Source organism: Psychroserpens ponticola, from assembly GCF_023556315.2.
GTDB classification, from domain to species: Bacteria; Bacteroidota; Bacteroidia; order Flavobacteriales; family Flavobacteriaceae; genus Psychroserpens; species Psychroserpens ponticola.
This window is the reverse complement of sequence record NZ_CP116221.1, coordinates 2839686-2857409: the sequence shown is the minus strand read 5'-3', so window position 1 is coordinate 2857409 and position 17724 is coordinate 2839686. Positions and strand designations below refer to the sequence as shown.

Below are 17724 nucleotides of genomic sequence, written 5' to 3'. Positions count from 1 at the left end.
TCTATCTTAAAGTCTTTATAATACGTTCTAAAAATACTATTTTGGCATAGTTTTTAGTTATGTTTAATAGACTTAACCTGTAGATTTGATTTATGCGATATATACTGTCCCTTATCACCATTATAGTTTTTTCAAATACTGTTGCATCTCAAGATGACAACCATCCTTTGTATGCTAAAGATATTCAAGCGCAACAAAAATGGGTAGATAGCCTTTATAATGATATGTCTTTAGAAGAAAAAATTGGACAGCTATTTATGGTTCAAGTATTTTCTAATCAGGATAAAGCAACTGAAAAAAAAATAGTTAAGCTTATTAGAGATAATCATATAGGTGGCTTAATATATTCTAAAGGAGGTCCAGTTAGACAGGCTAAACTTAATAATTTGTATCAAGCCATTTCAAAAACACCTTTGTTAATTGGAATGGATGCAGAATGGGGTTTGAGTATGCGTTTGGATTCTACATATACTTTTCCATGGAATATGACGCTTGGAGCGATTCGTGATAATGCTTTAATTGAACGTGCTGGATATCATATTGGTGAACACTGCAAACGTATTGGTGTTCATTTCAATTTTGCACCTGTTGTTGATATTAATACAAATCCCAAAAATCCTATTATTGGTAATAGATCATTTGGAGAAGATCGTGAAAATGTAACTGAAAAAGCTCTGGCCTTTATGAAAGGCATGCAAAATGCTGGAGTATTAGCAAATGCAAAGCATTTTCCAGGTCATGGAGATACTGAAAGTGATTCCCATAAAACCTTACCAACAATCAATTTTGACGAAAAAAGAATTGATTCTGTAGAGTTATACCCTTATCGAAAATTAATCGATAAAGGATTGTCTAGTGTCATGGTTGCTCATTTAAACGTTCCTAGTTTAGAGCCCAGAAGCGGATTTCCGTCATCATTGTCTAAACATATTGTGACAGATATATTAAAAGATACTCTAGGTTTTAAAGGATTGATTTTTACCGATGCTTTAGATATGAAAGGAGTCGCTGATTATATTGAAAAAGGTATTGATGGAAATAGTATGTCTAACATGCCTAAAGGTGGCGAAATTGATTTAATGGCGTTTATGGCAGGTAATGATGTTATGCTAATGTCTGAAAACCCTCAGGCAGCTATTCAAAGGTTTGTTGATGCCTACACAGATAAGACAATTACAGAAGAACGTTTGTCTCATTCTGTAAAAAAAATATTGATGGCCAAGTATAAAGTTGGGTTACATGATTATAGTCCTATAGGAACATCAACTTTAATTGAAGATTTAAATCGTCTCAAGGATGATGTGCTTTATGAAGAACTTCTTGAAAACGCTATTACTGTCGTTAGAAATAAATCAGAACTATTGCCATTGCGAAACCTTCAGACAAAAAAAATAGCCTATGTTCAGCTTGGTGATGATGATGGTTCTACATTTTATAATGAATTACAAAAGTATACCAAAGTGCATCATGTTAAAGCGGAAAAGCTTGATGAAATGATTACCAAACTTCAAAATTACAATACAGTAATCATTGGTTTTCATCGTGCTAATAAGCATGCTTGGGAAAAGTTTGAATTTACAGATAGAGAACTAGTTTGGTTATACGAAATTGCTCGAACTAATACTGTGGTCTTAGATGTTTTTACAAGACCTTATGCATTAATAGATTTAAAAACTGTTGAAAATATTGATGGTATTGTGATGAGTTATCAGAACAGTAATATTGCTCAACAAAAATCAGCTCAAGTTATTTTTGGAGCTATTCCAGTTAAAGGAACATTACCAGTATCTACAGGAGAATATTTCAAGGTTCACGATGGGATTTCATATAATGCTCTTAATTCTTTAAGCTATGGTTTGCCAGAACGTGTTGGCATGAGCTCAGAACTTTTAAAGCGTGTCGATTCTATTGCCAATTATGCAGTTAATAATAAAATGACTCCCGGAATTCAATTGTTAATTGCCAGAAAAGGTAAAGTCATTTATAATAAGAATTTTGGACATCACACCTACAGTAAAAAGCAAGCTGTAAAGTTTGAAGATATATATGATGTCGCTTCTCTTACAAAGATATTGGCAACATTACCATTAGTTATGGAACTTGAAGAAAAAGGAGCAGTGACTTTAGATACTAAGTTGTCTAAAATGCTGCCAGAATATACAACTTCAAATAAAAAGAATGTGACTATTAAGCAAATGTTATCACATTATGCGAGGTTAAAACCTTGGATTCCATTTTATGTGCATACTTTAGATTCGGTTACAAAAAAACCAGATCCAAAATACTATAGAAAAAAAGCAAGTCCGAAATTTAATATTAAAGTTGCTGAAAATTTATACCTAAGGAAAGACTATCCAGATTCTATTCAAAAAATTATTAAAGACAGTGACTTGTTGTCTAGATTACGCTATCGCTATAGTGATATGCCATATTATATTTTAAAAAAATATATTGAAAAATATTACAAGAAACCTTTAGATGAATTGGTTCAAGATCATTTTTACCAGTCTTTAGGCGCAAATCATACCACTTATAATCCGTCAATAAAGTTTAGTGATAAAAACATTATACCAACAGAAATTGATGATTATTATCGGTATCAAAAAGTACATGGCTATGTACATGATATGGGAGCAGCTATGCAAAATGGAGTAGGAGGTCATGCTGGTGTTTTTAGTAATGCCAATGATGTGGCTAAAATTATGCAGATGTATTTGCAAAAAGGCTATTATGGTGGAAAACGATACTTTAATATTGAAACCTTAGATAAGTTTAATACCTGTTACTATTGTGATGACAATAATAGACGTGGTATTGGTTTTGATAAACCACAATTAGGTGATGATGGACCAACATGTGGTTGTTTGTCTATGACAAGTTTTGGGCATTCCGGATTTACTGGAACTTATGCTTGGGCAGATCCTGAAGAAGAAATTGTATATATTTTCTTAGCAAATAGAACCTACCCAAAAGCAGGAAAAAACCTATTGCTTAGAGAGAATATCAGAACGAATATTCAAGAAGCTATTTACGAAGCAATTATAGATTAATAGAGACAAAAAACCTTTCAAAATGTTAAAGGTCTTCTAATTAAGCGCTATTAATCTTTATCTTTACAATCAGTCTAATTAAACAGTTCAGTTGTCGGTTTCTAGTATGAATTGCGACTACTAACTAAAACCATTTTCAATGAGAATAGGAATTGTATGTTATCCAACATTTGGAGGTAGTGGAGTTGTAGCTACAGAATTAGGATTAGAATTATCAAAACGCGGACATGAAATTCATTTCATTACTTATAGTCAGCCTGTACGATTAGAATTATTGAGTAATAATGTGCATTATCATGAAGTAAATGTTCCTGAGTATCCATTGTTTTTATACCAACCATATGAGTTAGCTTTGTCTAGTAAACTTGTAGATATGGTAAAGTTACATGATATTGAAATCTTACATGTACATTACGCTATTCCTCATGCATATGCAGCTTATATGGCTAAAAAGATGTTGCAAGAGGAAGGGATTTATATTCCAATTGTTACCACGCTTCATGGAACAGATATTACTTTAGTTGGAAGTCATCCATTTTATAAAACAGCAGTAACGTTTAGTATTAATAAATCTGATGCTGTAACCTCTGTGTCTCAAAGTTTGAAAGAGGATACCTTGCGTTTATTCGATATTAAAAATGATATTGATGTGGTTCCTAACTTTATAGATTTAAGCAAGCATGAAAATCATTTTACCGATTGCCAACGAGGCATGATGGCATCTGATGAAGAAAAAATCATTACACATATCAGTAATTTTAGAGAAGTAAAACAAATTCCAGATGTGATTAAGGTGTTTAATAATATTCAAAAGAAAATGCCTGCAAAATTGATGATGGTTGGCGAAGGTCCAGAACGAGAACCAGCTGAACAATTATGTGTTAAATTAGGAATAACTGATAAAGTGATTTTCTTCGGAAATAGTAATGAAATAGATAAAATACTTTGCTTCAGTGACCTGTTTTTATTACCATCAATTACAGAAAGTTTTGGGTTAGCGGCTTTAGAAGCAATGGCTTCTGGTGTGCCTGTAATTTCTAGCAATACAGGCGGAATTCCTGAAGTGAATACACATGGTTTTTCAGGATATCTAAGTTCAGTAAATGACATCGAAGACATGTCGAAAAATGCCATTCATATTTTAAGTGATAACAATCGTTTGGCACAATTTAAAATGAATGCCAAAGAAGCATCCAAGAAGTTTGGGATTCATGCTATTGTTCCGAAATATGAAAAAATCTACGAAGATACGTTGCGTAAATGTATGGTGTTGTAAATGTGTATTAATCAACTAAATTCTAGATATCGAATAAATTAACATTACATTTGTGCTTAACAAAAAGAGGTAACCTAAATAACAGTGTTTATCTCACAACTATTATTTATGTCATTTCAATCTTTAGGCTTATCTGATGCCTTGTTAAAAGCAATTAGCAAAAAAGGATATACTACTCCAAGTCCAATTCAAGAAAAAGCAATTCCTCCTGTGTTAGAAGGACGTGATGTTTTAGCATCTGCGCAAACAGGTACAGGTAAAACGGCAGGTTTTACACTGCCACTTCTGCATTATTTATCTGAAAACCCAAAAGCAAAATTCAGACCAATTCGTGCTTTAATTTTAACACCAACACGAGAGCTTGCTGCACAAGTTCACCAAAGTGTTAAAGACTATAGTGAGTTTTTAAATATCAGTAGTATGGTAATTTTTGGAGGCGTGAATCAAAAGCCTCAAGTTGCTAGATTACGTCAAGGTGTAGATGTTTTAATTGCAACTCCTGGCCGTTTATTAGATTTGCATAATCAAAATTTACTATCTATTAAACGTGTGGAAGTCTTTGTGCTTGATGAAGCAGATCGAATGCTAGATATGGGGTTTTTAAGAGATATAGAACGTGTCATGAAATTAATGCCTGAGAAACGTCAGAATTTGATGTTTTCGGCTACATTTTCTAAAGATATACGAAAGCTTGCTAATGGTATCTTAAATAATCCAATTCAAGTAGAAGCGACTCCAGAAAATACTACAGTAGAAGCGATTTCTCAAAAAGTTTATCGTGTCGCTAAAGGAAAGAAAACGGGTTTAATTATTAAACTTATTTCTGATGGAAATTGGAAACAAGTTTTAGTGTTTACAAGAACAAAACATGGTGCCAATAAGCTGTGTAAAAAAATGATAAGCTCTGGTATTACTGCTGCAGCAATTCATGGAAATAAAAGTCAAGGTGCAAGAACTAAAGCGTTAGCTGGATTTAAAAATGGTAGTGTAAAAGTGCTAGTTGCTACAGATATTGCCGCTCGTGGTTTAGATATTCCTCTTTTACCTCATGTTGTGAATTTTGAATTGCCTAATATTTCTGAAGATTATGTTCATCGTATTGGAAGAACAGGAAGAGCAGGAGCCAATGGTCAAGCACTTTCTTTAGTAAGTGCAGATGAAACGACATATTTACGTGATATTGAAAAGTTAATCGGACAGAAAATCGATGTAGAAATTGTAGAAGGTTTTGAACCTGATCCTAATGCATCAACAGTGCCAATTAAACCTGGACAAAATAGACAACAACGTAATTCTCGAAATTCTGGGTCTAAAAATTCTAGCGGAAATAGAAATAATAGAAACAAGAGTAATAACTCTAGACGACGTAACGATAGACGAAACTAAATGACGACTGGTTTAAAGCATAAGATTTTAGAAGTTTGCGATAAAAAAATTGCTCAAAAAGGTCACACTGTTGGTGTGTCGTTTTATGCTTTTTTCAAAAATAAAAACGATAATCCCGAATTGTTAATGGAAGCTGCGACCTGGTGGATTAAAACGCACAAATTAGACCATTTTGAAAAAGCAGTTAAGATTAAAAAACTAGTTGAATAATATATGTCACCTCGAGCGCAGTCGAGAGGTCTTTTTAATCAGAATAAATTTAATTAGGTCTTGACTACGCTCGACCAGACAGCAATATGACACAGCCGAACAACCCTTTACATGGCATAAAGTTAGAGCAAATTGTGACTGACTTACAAGCTCATTATGGTTGGGAATATATGGGTCACCAAATTAATATTCGTTGTTTTAATCAGGATCCTTCTGTGAAATCAAGTTTAAAGTTTTTAAGACGAACACCTTGGGCGAGAACTAAAGTTGAGGAGATGTACTTGAATTTTTTGAAAAACAATACATAACTACTCATTTTGTTCAGCAAGAAAATTTGCTAATTTTTTTCCTTTTTTTCTATCTAAATAGCGACGTAAAACTCCACCCTTCACATTGTTTACATCAAATTCAACGATAAAGGCATTTTCATCGATTTCGGCAACAATACGATACAGTTTTTTTATATCAATACGATTAATAATGGTATGAATAATATCAAAGTCTTCAAATTTACCTCTGCTACCAAACCCTTTTTTTCCTTTATAAATAGTCATGCCAGCTCCTAACTCTTTTAGGATAGCAGGTTTAATGATTTTATATTCATTTGACACGATGGTAACACCAATAAAATCTTCAAAACCTTCAATAATTAAATCTGTGACTTTGGCAGTTACGATGTATGTTAGAATTGAATAAAGCGCAATCTCAACAGATATTAGAAAGGCAGTAATCGAAAATAATACCACATTAAATATCAAAATTACTTTACCAATACTAATTCCGAAGCGGTCATTAAAAAAGACGCCTAAAATTTCAGAACCGTCAAGTACAGAACCATTTCTAATAGCGATTCCAATTCCTGATCCTAAAAACAAACCTCCAAAGATTGAAATGAGGAGTTTGTCGTCTGTTATAGTTTCAAAATTTTCAAAATGAATAAACAATGCTAAACCTAAAATGCTAACTATAGATTTTAAAATAATTCGTTTTGAAACCGTATAATAACCTAGAATTAAAAACGGAATACTAAAAACAATTAAGAGGTATGATAAGTTAATATCTACAAATGTTTTAATTAACAACGCAACTCCAGTCACTCCTCCATCTAGAAATCCGTTGGGTAATAAAAAAGCCTTTAAACCAATACTTGCTAATACGATGCCTAAAAATATTTGAGCATATTCTGAAAGTGATTTGTATATTTTAGTTCGTCTTGAAAGCATAAATTAATTATTGTATTTGTTTTAAACCTTCATATATAACAATACTTACAGCATTAGCAAGATTTAAACTTCTAATATAATCGCTGTACATTGGTATTTTATATAAATGTTCTTTTTGTTTTTGAATTAAATCTTTTGGTAAACCAACAGATTCTTTTCCGAATATAAGAAACAAATTATCTTCAAAAGGAATTTCCCAATGTAACTTATTAGCATGACTTGAAAAGAATGCAAATTTTTTATTCAGCTGTATTTTGAAAAATTCTTCAATAGATTCATAAATTGTGACATCTAAATGTTGCCAATAATCTAATCCAGCTCGTTTAAGTCTACTATCGCTAATTTCAAATCCAAAGGGTTTTACAAGGTGTAATTTTGAGCCTGAAGCTAAAGCCAATCGACCAATATTACCAGTGTTGTTTGGGATTTCTGGTTCAAATAAAACGATGTTAAGAGGCATTTTTTACTATTTTATTAATTTTAATATAAAAAAAACCTACTCATAACTGAATAGGTTTGTGTTATTTATTTTTGAAATTTATTCAATTTCTTTTCTCCCAATTTCGTTAATTTCTTCTGTATTAGGTTTTTTTGGGTCAGGACCGTAAGCATTTGGGCCGACGTCACCTTCAGTAGCAAGTAATATTAAAAGCCAAATACCACCTATAAAAGGAATAAGAGATACTAAGTAATACCAACCACTTTTTCCTGTATCATGTAGTCGTCTTACAGCAACAGCCAAACTAGGAATAATTACACCTAAAATATAAATAATATATAAGCCCATAAAAATTGGAGCTTCTAAAAAGCTTGATAAAAATCCTGATATCATAGCTACTGCTATAATAAAAATGAAGTTAAACAATACAAACATCCAATATTCTTGACGTCTTGCTCTTCCTGTGAAATTTGCGTAATTATCTCTTACGACTTTTAAATACCATTCCATAAATTTTGATTTGTTGGTTAGTGTTATTAATAAGTTACTAAGATAGATTTTAATATTTAATTGAATTAACGAAATCTTTAATTTTATGTATTGGGTTATTTAACAGATGCTTAATAAATGCACTACCAATAATAGCTCCTTTTGCAAATTGAGTCGCTTGTGTGAATGTTTCATTATTTGAAATACCAAAACCAACAATTTGTGGATTTTTAAGATTCATATCAGCAATTCGTTTAAAGTAGGCTGTTTGTTCGTTTCCAAAACCAGAACTGCTTCCTGTTACACTTGCACTACTAACCATATATATAAACCCTTCTGAAATAGAATCAATAAAATTAATACGTTCATTTGAGGTTTGAGGCGTTATTAAAAATACGTTTATTAAACCATATTTTTCAAAAGTAGCTTTGTATTGTTCATTGTAAACATCTACAGGTAAATCTGGAATTATGAGTCCGTCAATACCAATGTCCTGACATTTTTTACAAAATGCTTCAACACCATATTGAAGCATCGGATTAAAATAACCCATAATAATCAATGGAATAGAAACCGTGTTTCTGATGTCTTTTAATTGATTAAATAGAATTTCAGTCGTCATTCCATTTTTAAGCGCTTGTGTTGAACTTGCTTGTATGGTTGGTCCATCTGCTAAAGGATCACTAAATGGAAGTCCGATTTCTATCATATCTACACCACTTTTTTCAAGGTTTTGAATGATGGAAACTGAATCGTTTAAATTAGGATATCCTGCTGAAAAATATATGGATAGAAGTTTTTTGTCTTTTTTTAGTTTTTGGTTTATTCTGTTCATTATTTTTTTATTTCTAGTGAGATGCTGAAACAAGTTTTGCATGACGAAATTTAGTTCAGTTTTGCGTTAAGGATTGAAAGGTTTGTTTGAGCTCATCTTTGATAGCGAGCCTAGAAAGCCTGACCCTTGTGGTAACGCCATAATTTTACAATTTAAAATAATCGATATAATTCTGTAAATCTTTATCACCTCGTCCAGATAGGTTGATGACTACAATATCATCTGCATTGAATTTTTTCTGCTCCAAAATAGCTAAAGCATGTGAGCTTTCAATAGCTGGAATTATACCTTCTAACTGACTTAACTCCAATCCTGATTTCATGGCTTCATCATCTGTAATAGACAAGAATTCAGCACGACCAGATGTATACAAATGCGCATGCATTGGTCCGACACCAGGATAATCTAAACCAGCAGAAATAGAATAAGGCTCGGTAATTTGTCCGTCGTTAGTTTGCATCAACAATGTTTTGCTTCCATGAATAATCCCTTCACGACCTAAAACCGAAGTTGCAGCACTTTCACCAGAATGAATGCCTTTTCCAGCAGCTTCAACAGCAATGAGTTTTACGTCAGTATCGTCTAAATAATGATAAAAAGCACCAGCCGCATTGCTTCCACCACCAACACAAGCAACCACATAATCTGGTTTAGTTGTGCCTTCTTTCTCGTTGAGTTGCCATTGGATTTCTTCGGAAACGATGGCTTGAAAACGCGCTACCATATCTGGATAAGGATGAGGACCAACAACACTACCAATAATATAATGTGTGTTGACAGGATTATTAATCCAGTCACGAATGGCTTCATTTGTAGCATCTTTTAAAGTGCGACTACCTGAAAGCGCTGGTCTAACTTCAGCACCTAACATTTTCATGCGTGCCACATTAGGAGCTTGACGAGCAATATCAATTTCTCCCATATACACAATGCATTTTAATCCCATCAATGCGCAAACTGTTGCTGTAGCGACACCATGTTGTCCTGCTCCAGTTTCGGCAATAATTCTAGTTTTTCCTAAGCGTTGCGCCATTAGAATTTGACCGATTGTATTATTGATTTTATGTGCACCAGTATGATTTAAATCTTCCCGTTTAAGATAGATTTTTGTCTTGTATTTATTGCTTAATCGTTTGGCAAAATAGAGTGGAGAAGGACGACCAACATAATCTTTTAGTAATTGGTCAAACTCCTTTTTGAAAGAAGGCTCAGCCATTACCTTAAGATAGTTTTGTCGTAACTCTTCCACGTTAGGATAGAGCATTTCTGGAATATATGCGCCTCCAAATTCACCATAGTAGCCTTTGTCGTCAATGTTATACGTCATAGTTGTTTGCTATAAGTTGATCTTTAAATGCTTTTAATTTGTCTGTGTTTTTTAAGCCTAAGTTGGTTTCGAATTTACTATTTAAATCTAATGCGTGGCAAAAAATCGCTTCAGGCCTTTTTAGAAATGATAATAAATTATCTAATTCATGTGGTCCAATGCCACCACTTAAAAAAAATGGTTTTATTGAAGAGTATTTTTTTAAAACACTCCAATCAAAAGTGAAACCATTTCCTCCTGGTTGTTTCCCTTTTGTATCGAATAAATAGTAATCACAAACATCTTCGTAAGGTTCTAAACTATTAAAGTTGAAGGTGTTTTTTATAGAAAATACTTTTATTACTGTACAATTTGAATCTTGTAGTTGTTTACATAGTTCTGGAGATTCATTACCATGTAATTGTACACCTTGTAAATTGTGTTTGTTGACAATACCTGTGATGTAATCAAAAGTTGCATCGACGAATACTCCAATTTTTTTAATATTCTTAGGTAATTCTGGAATAACACTTTTAAAATAACGTGGCGAATTTTTGTAAAAAATGAAACCCATATAATCTGGATTTAATTTTGCAACATTTAAAATGTTGTTTTCATTTTTCATTCCGCAAATTTTCAGTTTCATGATTGTAAGTCTTTAATAAATTGAATTGCGCTTTCTCCAGGATTATCAGTTTTCATGAAATTCTCTCCAATTAAGAATCCTTTATAACCATAAGGTTGTAGTATTTTAATAGCTTCAATACTAGAAATACCACTTTCTGAAACTTTTACGAAATCGCTTGGAATCAATTCACTTAATTGCTTACTTGTGTCTAAACTAACTTCAAAAGTTTTGAGATTTCTATTGTTAACACCTAGCATATCAATACTAGGCATGATTGATTTATGAAGTTCTTTTTCGTTATGAATTTCAAGTAAAACCTCCAATTGTAATTGTTTTGCTAATTCTGAAAATTGTTTGATTTCAGCTTTTGTTAAAATTGCCGCAATTAATAATATGACATCAGCTCCATAAGCTTTGGCTTCTAGAATTTGATAGTCATCAATAATAAATTCTTTACGAAGTAAAGGTAAACTACAACTAGAACGAGCAGTTAGAAGGTCGTCTAAACTGCCTCCAAAATATTTTCCATCTGTTAGAACAGACATGCCGCAAACTTCTGCGTTTTCATAACCTCTCGCAACATCAAATACATTTAAATTGTGATTTATGACTTGTTTTGAAGGCGAACGCCGTTTGTGCTCAGCTATAATTCCTGTATGACTATGTCGCAACTTTTTAGCTAATGAAATAGTGTCACGTTCAAACAAAACAGATTGTTCCAATTGTTTAATTGGAATGAGTTGCTTTCGAAGATTAACCTCGATACGTTTGTCTGTAGTTATTTTATCTAAAATATTCATTTTTATGTTATTCGTCAGTTTGAGTGATTTCGATTTTTTATCGAAATTGTATCGAGAACTATCATTACTTATCGATATGATTTTTTAAATTTCGTTTAAGTGTTTTCAATCAAAATGTATTTTAATATCAAAAATCACTCTAAGTGACGTTAATATTATTTACTCAACTCTATTAATCGCTCTAAACTTGCTTTAGCTCTTCCGCTTCCTAGGCTATCTTGTGCTAAATGAAATCCTTCCTGATGAGAAATCCCTTTTACAGTCGCTATTGCTAATCCAGCATTGGCACAAACGACATTGTTTTGAGCATCTGTACCTTTACAATTGATAATGTTTTTAAAAATTTTGGCCGCAGCTTTTACAGTTGCTCCTCCAAAAATTTCTGATTGTTGTATTTGATTTAGGTTTAGATCAGATGGACTTAACATCGTTTCAGACCTATTAGAAATAATTTTAGTATTTCCAGTTAATGAAATTTCATCATAACCATCAAGCGCATGAACAATGCTATAATTTTTATCTGTATTTTGATATAAATACCCATATATACGTTGTAATTCTAGATTGAATACACCAACCATTTGGTTTTTTGGGAATGAAGGGTTAACCATTGGGCCAAGCATGTTGAAAAAAGTTTTAACTCCTAATTCTTTTCTAATAGGAGCTACGTTTTTCATAGCTGGATGAAATAATGGTGCATGTAAAACACAAATTCCGGCTTTATCGATTGAATATTTTAAGAAATCTGATTTGTTTGAAAAATGAATTCCTAAAGCTTCCATAACATTTGACGATCCTGAAGCAGATGACACACCGTAATTTCCATGTTTTGCTACTTTAACTCCAGCGCCTGCAGTAATAAAAGATGCTAATGTTGAAATATTGAAAGTGTCTTTTCCGTCACCACCTGTTCCGCATAAATCAATAGCATTAAAATCTGATAAATCTATAGGAATACAAAGTTCTAATAAAGCATCACGAAAGCCTTGTAATTCTTCTAATGTTATACTTCTCATCATGAAAATAGTTAAGAAAGATGCAATCTGACTTTGGTTGAATTTTCCATCAGATATATCAACCAATACTCGTTTGGCCTCTTCGCTTGAGATGGTTTCATGATTTATTAATCTGTTAAGTATTTGTTTCATATTTGTGTATTTCGTCAGTTCGAGTGATTTCTATTTTTATCGAAATTGTATCGAGAACTATTCATGACTTCTCGATACAATTTTTTTAAATTTCGTTTAGGTATTTTCAATCAAAATATATTTTAATTTAATAATCTCAAAACCACTCGAAGTGACGTTTTAACTCTTAATCCAGTTTTCTAAAATTTGTTTTCCATTTGGTGTCAAAACCGATTCTGGATGGTATTGCACACCTTTTACATCGTAAAATTTATGTCTTATTGACATTATTTGTCCGTTATTATCAACAGAAGTAGCTTCTAGTACTTCAGGTAAATTTGCATCTACAACCCATGAATGATAACGACCAACTTCGATTGATTTATCCATATTCTGGAATAATGTTTCATCATCAACAGTTATTTGAACTGGAGTTGCAACACCATGATAGACTTCATCTAGGTTTATAAGTGAGCCTCCAAAAACTTCACCAATAGCTTGTTGACCTAAACAAACACCTAAGATGCTTTTAGTAGGAGCATAGGCTTTAATGATGGCTTTTAAAAGACCAGCTTCATCTGGAATACCAGGTCCAGGAGAGAGTACGATTTTTTGAAACGCATCAACTTCCTCAAGCGTTAGTTTGTCATTTCGTTTTACAGTGACTTGACAATTTAAATCCTCTAAATAATGGACTAGATTGTAAGTAAAACTATCGTAGTTGTCTATTACTAATACTTTCATATTTCTGTCATTCCTGCTATGGCAAGAATTTTTTTTTAGTTATTTTAATTTATATTGGATTCCGTATCAAGTACGGAATGACAATTGTATCGCGATTTGCGTTAAGGATTGAGGCATTTGTTGGAGCTCCTCAAAGAGAGCGACTGCCGAAAGCCTGACCCTTGTGGTAACGCCATTCCTTTAAATGTCTTCAGCTATTTCAATCGCTTTTGTTAATGCACCTAATTTATTATAGACTTCTTGTAATTCATTTTCTGGATTGGATTTTGAAACCAAACCAGCTCCAGCTTGCCAATGCAGTTTATGATCTTTACTCATAAAAGTTCGTATCATTATAGCATGGTTATAATTGCCATCGAAATCCATAAAACCAATAGCTCCACCATAAAAAGCTCTACTTGTTTTTTCATATTTTTCGATTAATTGCATGGCTTTATGTTTTGGTGCACCACTTAGTGTTCCTGCAGGAAATGTGTCTGCAACTACTTGCATCGTAGGTGTGTTTTTATGAACTTTCCCAGTGACTTTACTAACGAGATGAATCACATGAGAGAAAAATTGAGCTTCTCTATAAGTTTCAACTTTCACTTCACTTCCATGTCGACTTAAATCGTTTCTTGCTAAATCAACAAGCATCACATGTTCTGCATTTTCTTTATCGTCTTGCGCTAGTTTTTTAGCTAAGATTTGATCTTCTTCATCATTTCCTGTTCTTTTAAACGTGCCAGCAATAGGATGAATTTCTGCTTGTTCATTATTAACTACAAGTTGTGCTTCGGGAGAACTTCCAAAGATTTTAAAATCGCCATAGTCGAAATAAAACAAATAAGGCGACGGATTAATACTTCGTAACGCGCGATACACATTAAATTCATCTCCTTTAAAACCTTGAGAAAACTTTTTTGAAAGGACCAATTGAAATACATCACCACGAGCGCAATGTTTTTTTGCTAATTCGACATGATTTTTATATTCTTTGTCTGTAAGGTTTGATGAGATATCAGAATCGGTTTTAAACGTATAAGACGCAAAGTTTTTTGAACTAATTAATTGTAAAATTTCATCAATATTGTTTTCAGTTTCGAAACAGTGCGCAAATATGTAAGCTTCATTTTTAAAATGATTGATAGCTATTATGTTTTGATATACAGCATAGTAAATGTCTGGGATTACTAGAGAGTTTGGTTTATTGCTAATTTCAATATCTTCGAAGTATTTTACAGCATCATAAGAAGTATATCCAAAAATACCGTTATTTATAAATTTGAAATCGTCTTCAGAATTTATCTTGAATCGTTTGGTGAACTTGTGAATTTCTTCAGTTACAGATACTGTTTTTGTGTAGTTTTTTTTTGAACTACCGTCAGGATATTGTTGTTCAATAGTGTCATCATTAACCTTTATAGAAGCAATTGGGTTAAAGCAGATATAAGAAAAACTATTATCGTTGGCATGATAGTCACTACTCTCTAATAAGATGCTATTAGGATATTTATCTCTTATTTTTAGATAAATACTAACAGGTGTGATGGTGTCTGCTAATATTTTTTTGTAATGCGTGTATAAACTAAATGTTTTCATTTTTATTCATTAAAAAAAGGCTTGTCGTGAATGACAAGCCTTTTTGATATATTATTTTAAATATACTATAGGTTTAGCTCACGAAGTTTGAGTTTCGAGAAATCCACCACCAAGTAATATTTAAATTTGTGTTCATTGTTATTATAAAGTTCAAATATAGAAATGAATTGTTACAATTCAAATTTATTCAATTAAAATAAAAAAAGATTCCCAAATTAATGGGAATCTAGGTTTCTAAATGTGCTATTAACCAACGTTTAATTTAAAACTTTAAAGTTACATTTAGATCAAAATCGTCATAAATTGCTTTGTCTTTTAAATTATCAAAGAAACTAGAAGACCCATATTTGATATTATATTTAGTTCTATCAATTTTAAAGCTAGCAGTTGCAGTATTGCCTTTTATCATCATTTGAAACGTTGCTGGTTTTGTAATTCCTTTAATCGTTAAGTCACCATATACTCTATATGTTCCATTTTTTCCATTAACTGAATTAATTTTGAACATCGCTTTCTTATGGTTATTTACACCAAAGAAATCATCAGATTTTAAATGACCTTCTAGTTTTTCTTTTCCGCTTCCAGCTTCTAAATCAGTAACAATAATTGATGTCATATCGATTGTGAATTGACCAGCAGTAAGATTTTCACCATCAAATATTAATGAACCTTCTAATAGATTTATTGTTCCTTCATGTGATCCAGTTACTTTGTGACCTTTCCAAGTAATACTACTATCTTTTACGTTTACGCTTTTTTCTGATGCTGTTGTGAAAGAAGCAATAGTCATTGCTAATATCACGATAAATCCTGTTTTTAAAATGTTGTTTTTCATTGTTTGTTTTGTTTGAGTTTTAATAATAATTCGTTTAATTTTTTTAATTCGGTTTGTGATAAATTTGAGGTAATGGTTTGTTCTGTTTTGTCTATTGTACTATCAAGTTTGTTTAAAATTTTTAAACCTTCAGAAGTGATATAGATTTCAATTTTTCTTCTATTTGATTTACACTGATTTCGTTTCACAAACCCTTTTAATATGAGTTTGTCAACCAGTCGTGTTGTATTGCTCATTTTGTTTATCATACGTTCTTGAATATCTTGAAGGTTGATTGGGTTCCCTTTTTGTCCTCGCAATATTCTCAACACATTAAATTGCTCTAAAGATAAATCGTAAGGTTTTAATTCATTTAATAAATCATTTTTCAACTTATTATGAGTCAAAAACATATTGATAACAATTTGTTTTTCAATAGATAAATCTGTGGTTGTTTGTAATCTGTGTTTTAATTCTTTCATATACAATTATTGTATATACAAATGTAATATTAATATTAAGTAGTTTGTCTAATATTTTGTTAAAGTTTAAGAATGAAGAAATAGGTTTAATAACTTTATCTTATGAAGTACACTTTGGTAATAGTTTTGCTAGTGTTTTTTTCTTGTAAAGAGGTTACAGAAAAAAAGGAAGTTGCAGATGTAATTGAGTCACCAGAGGTGGAATTGTCTCTTGAGGTATATGATTTTGAAGGGATTCAAAAGTATTTGAGTACTACTGATGATAAAACGTACATCATTAATTTCTGGGCTACATGGTGTGCGCCTTGCGTTAAAGAATTGCCTTATTTTGAAAAATTGAATAAGGAGTATGTCGAAGATGTTGAAGTTATATTGGTAAGCCTCGATTTTCCTAGTAAATATGAGACAAAGCTAAAGCCTTACATAAAAAGCAAGAATTTACAATCTAAAGTTATTGCACTAAATGATGTAGATTCAAACTCATGGATTCCTAAAGTAGATGAAAGTTGGACTGGAGCTATTCCTGCTACAGTTATTTTTAATAAAAATGAACGTAAATTTTACGAGAAGTCATTTAATTATGATGAATTAGAAACCGAAGTCAAACAATTCCTTAAATAAAATAAAATCATGAAAAACACACTTAAACCATTTTTTGCATTATTAACTATTGTAATTTTATCTTCATTTACATATTTAGGAGGAGGACATGGTTATCATATTGGTGATACTGCAACAGATTTTTCGCTTGAAAATATTGATGGAAAAACAGTATCATTATCTGACTATAAATCTTCAAAAGGATATATTGTTGTGTTTACATGTAATACTTGTCCTTTTTCTGTTGCTTATGAAGATCGTATAGAAGCATTAAATAAAAAATACGCAGATCAAGGTTATCCTGTGATAGCTATTATGCCAAATAATCCAGAAGTTAAACCTGGAGATAGTATGGAGGCCATGCAAGCTCGTGCAAAAGCAAAAGGCTTTACATTTCCATACTTAATGGATAAAGGTCAGAAAATTTATCCACAATATGGTGCAACAAAAACACCACATGTTTATATTCTTAAAAAGACTAAAAAAGGAAATGTTGTGAAATATATTGGAGCTATAGATGATAATCATCAAGATGCTAACGCTGTAAACAATAAGTATGTTGAAGATGCAGTTGATGCTTTACTTTCTGGAAATGAAATTAAAGAGAAGCAAACAAGAGCTATTGGTTGTAGTATCAAGGTGTAATCATAAAAAAACTTATAATTTTAACAGCCCAAAGTGTAACGCTTTGGGTTTTTTTTCGTCTTTATGATAAGGAAACGTTAAATTAGCAT

The 17724-nt window shown here is 31.9% G+C and carries 19 protein-coding genes; 7 read left to right on the top strand and 12 right to left on the bottom strand.

The features are described 5' to 3' along the window. Nucleotides 1–92: 92 nt before the first annotated feature. The 5 genes from MUN68_RS12715 (at nucleotide 93) to MUN68_RS12695 (ending at nucleotide 6230) form a co-directional block, all read left to right on the top strand. Nucleotides 93–3050 carry a glycoside hydrolase family 3 N-terminal domain-containing protein gene (locus MUN68_RS12715; RefSeq protein ID WP_249995925.1) on the top strand — a complete coding sequence of 986 codons (2958 nt, stop codon included), beginning with the start codon at nucleotides 93–95 and terminating at the stop codon, nucleotides 3048–3050. Nucleotides 3051–3189: 139 nt separating this feature from the next. Then, nucleotides 3190–4326: an N-acetyl-alpha-D-glucosaminyl L-malate synthase BshA gene (bshA, locus tag MUN68_RS12710; RefSeq protein WP_249995923.1), complete on the top strand. Its 1137-nt coding sequence runs from the start codon at nucleotides 3190–3192 to the stop codon at nucleotides 4324–4326. A 108-nt stretch (nucleotides 4327–4434) separates the two neighbouring features. Further along, nucleotides 4435–5712, top strand: coding sequence for a DEAD/DEAH box helicase (locus MUN68_RS12705; protein ID WP_249995922.1), 1278 nt, complete (start codon nucleotides 4435–4437; stop codon nucleotides 5710–5712). Continuing rightward, entirely contained in the window at nucleotides 5713–5922 is a 210-nt protein-coding gene (locus tag MUN68_RS12700; protein WP_249995920.1) for a DUF6500 family protein, read from the top strand. Between the two features lie 86 nt (nucleotides 5923–6008). Continuing rightward, complete coding sequence (locus MUN68_RS12695) at nucleotides 6009–6230, top strand: VF530 family protein (RefSeq protein ID WP_249995919.1); 222 nt, start codon at nucleotides 6009–6011, stop codon at nucleotides 6228–6230. Here MUN68_RS12695 and MUN68_RS12690 read toward each other — a convergent pair whose 3' ends face one another. The 12 genes from MUN68_RS12690 to MUN68_RS12635 form a co-directional block, all read right to left on the bottom strand. Next, nucleotides 6231–7145, bottom strand: a complete 915-nt coding sequence (locus tag MUN68_RS12690) for a YitT family protein (protein WP_249995918.1) — start codon at nucleotides 7143–7145, stop codon at nucleotides 6231–6233. Nucleotides 7146–7152: 7 nt separating this feature from the next. Then, entirely contained in the window at nucleotides 7153–7605 is a 453-nt protein-coding gene (locus tag MUN68_RS12685; protein ID WP_249995916.1) for a tRNA (cytidine(34)-2'-O)-methyltransferase, read from the bottom strand. Between the two features lie 78 nt (nucleotides 7606–7683). Then, entirely contained in the window at nucleotides 7684–8094 is a 411-nt protein-coding gene (locus MUN68_RS12680; RefSeq protein ID WP_249995915.1) for a DUF805 domain-containing protein, read from the bottom strand. Nucleotides 8095–8143: 49 nt separating this feature from the next. Beyond that, complete coding sequence (gene trpA / locus MUN68_RS12675; protein ID WP_249995914.1) at nucleotides 8144–8908, bottom strand: tryptophan synthase subunit alpha; 765 nt, start codon at nucleotides 8906–8908, stop codon at nucleotides 8144–8146. Between the two features lie 145 nt (nucleotides 8909–9053). Continuing rightward, a complete protein-coding gene (gene trpB / locus MUN68_RS12670; RefSeq protein WP_249995913.1) occupies nucleotides 9054–10235 on the bottom strand; it encodes a tryptophan synthase subunit beta in 1182 nt (393 codons plus the stop codon). Further along, the gene (locus MUN68_RS12665; RefSeq protein ID WP_249995912.1) at nucleotides 10225–10860 is read right to left on the bottom strand and encodes a phosphoribosylanthranilate isomerase; all 636 of its coding nucleotides are present in this window, start codon (nucleotides 10858–10860) and stop codon (nucleotides 10225–10227) included. The genes trpB and MUN68_RS12665 overlap by 11 nt, the downstream gene beginning before the upstream one ends. Next, on the bottom strand, nucleotides 10857–11642 hold the full coding sequence (gene trpC, locus MUN68_RS12660; RefSeq protein WP_249995910.1) for an indole-3-glycerol phosphate synthase TrpC: 786 nt from the start codon (nucleotides 11640–11642) through the stop codon (nucleotides 10857–10859). Before trpC ends, MUN68_RS12665 begins: the two co-directional genes overlap by 4 nt. A gap of 155 nt (nucleotides 11643–11797) precedes the next feature. Continuing rightward, entirely contained in the window at nucleotides 11798–12790 is a 993-nt protein-coding gene (trpD, locus tag MUN68_RS12655; RefSeq protein WP_249995908.1) for an anthranilate phosphoribosyltransferase, read from the bottom strand. A gap of 159 nt (nucleotides 12791–12949) precedes the next feature. Beyond that, a complete protein-coding gene (locus tag MUN68_RS12650) occupies nucleotides 12950–13513 on the bottom strand; it encodes an anthranilate synthase component II (RefSeq protein WP_249995906.1) in 564 nt (187 codons plus the stop codon). Nucleotides 13514–13693: 180 nt separating this feature from the next. After that, nucleotides 13694–15094 carry an anthranilate synthase component I family protein gene (locus MUN68_RS12645; protein WP_249995905.1) on the bottom strand — a complete coding sequence of 467 codons (1401 nt, stop codon included), beginning with the start codon at nucleotides 15092–15094 and terminating at the stop codon, nucleotides 13694–13696. 262 nt (nucleotides 15095–15356) lie between these two features. Further along, entirely contained in the window at nucleotides 15357–15929 is a 573-nt protein-coding gene (locus tag MUN68_RS12640; protein ID WP_249995904.1) for a YceI family protein, read from the bottom strand. Further along, on the bottom strand, nucleotides 15926–16390 hold the full coding sequence (locus MUN68_RS12635; RefSeq protein ID WP_249995903.1) for a MarR family winged helix-turn-helix transcriptional regulator: 465 nt from the start codon (nucleotides 16388–16390) through the stop codon (nucleotides 15926–15928). The genes MUN68_RS12640 and MUN68_RS12635 overlap by 4 nt, the downstream gene beginning before the upstream one ends. A gap of 102 nt (nucleotides 16391–16492) precedes the next feature. On the opposite strand from MUN68_RS12635, the gene MUN68_RS12630 reads away from it, so the two are divergent. Both MUN68_RS12630 and MUN68_RS12625 read left to right on the top strand, forming a co-directional pair. After that, nucleotides 16493–17011, top strand: a complete 519-nt coding sequence (locus tag MUN68_RS12630) for a TlpA family protein disulfide reductase (RefSeq protein ID WP_249995902.1) — start codon at nucleotides 16493–16495, stop codon at nucleotides 17009–17011. A gap of 9 nt (nucleotides 17012–17020) precedes the next feature. After that, the gene (locus MUN68_RS12625) at nucleotides 17021–17635 is read left to right on the top strand and encodes a thioredoxin family protein (RefSeq protein WP_249995901.1); all 615 of its coding nucleotides are present in this window, start codon (nucleotides 17021–17023) and stop codon (nucleotides 17633–17635) included. Nucleotides 17636–17724 lie beyond the last annotated feature (89 nt).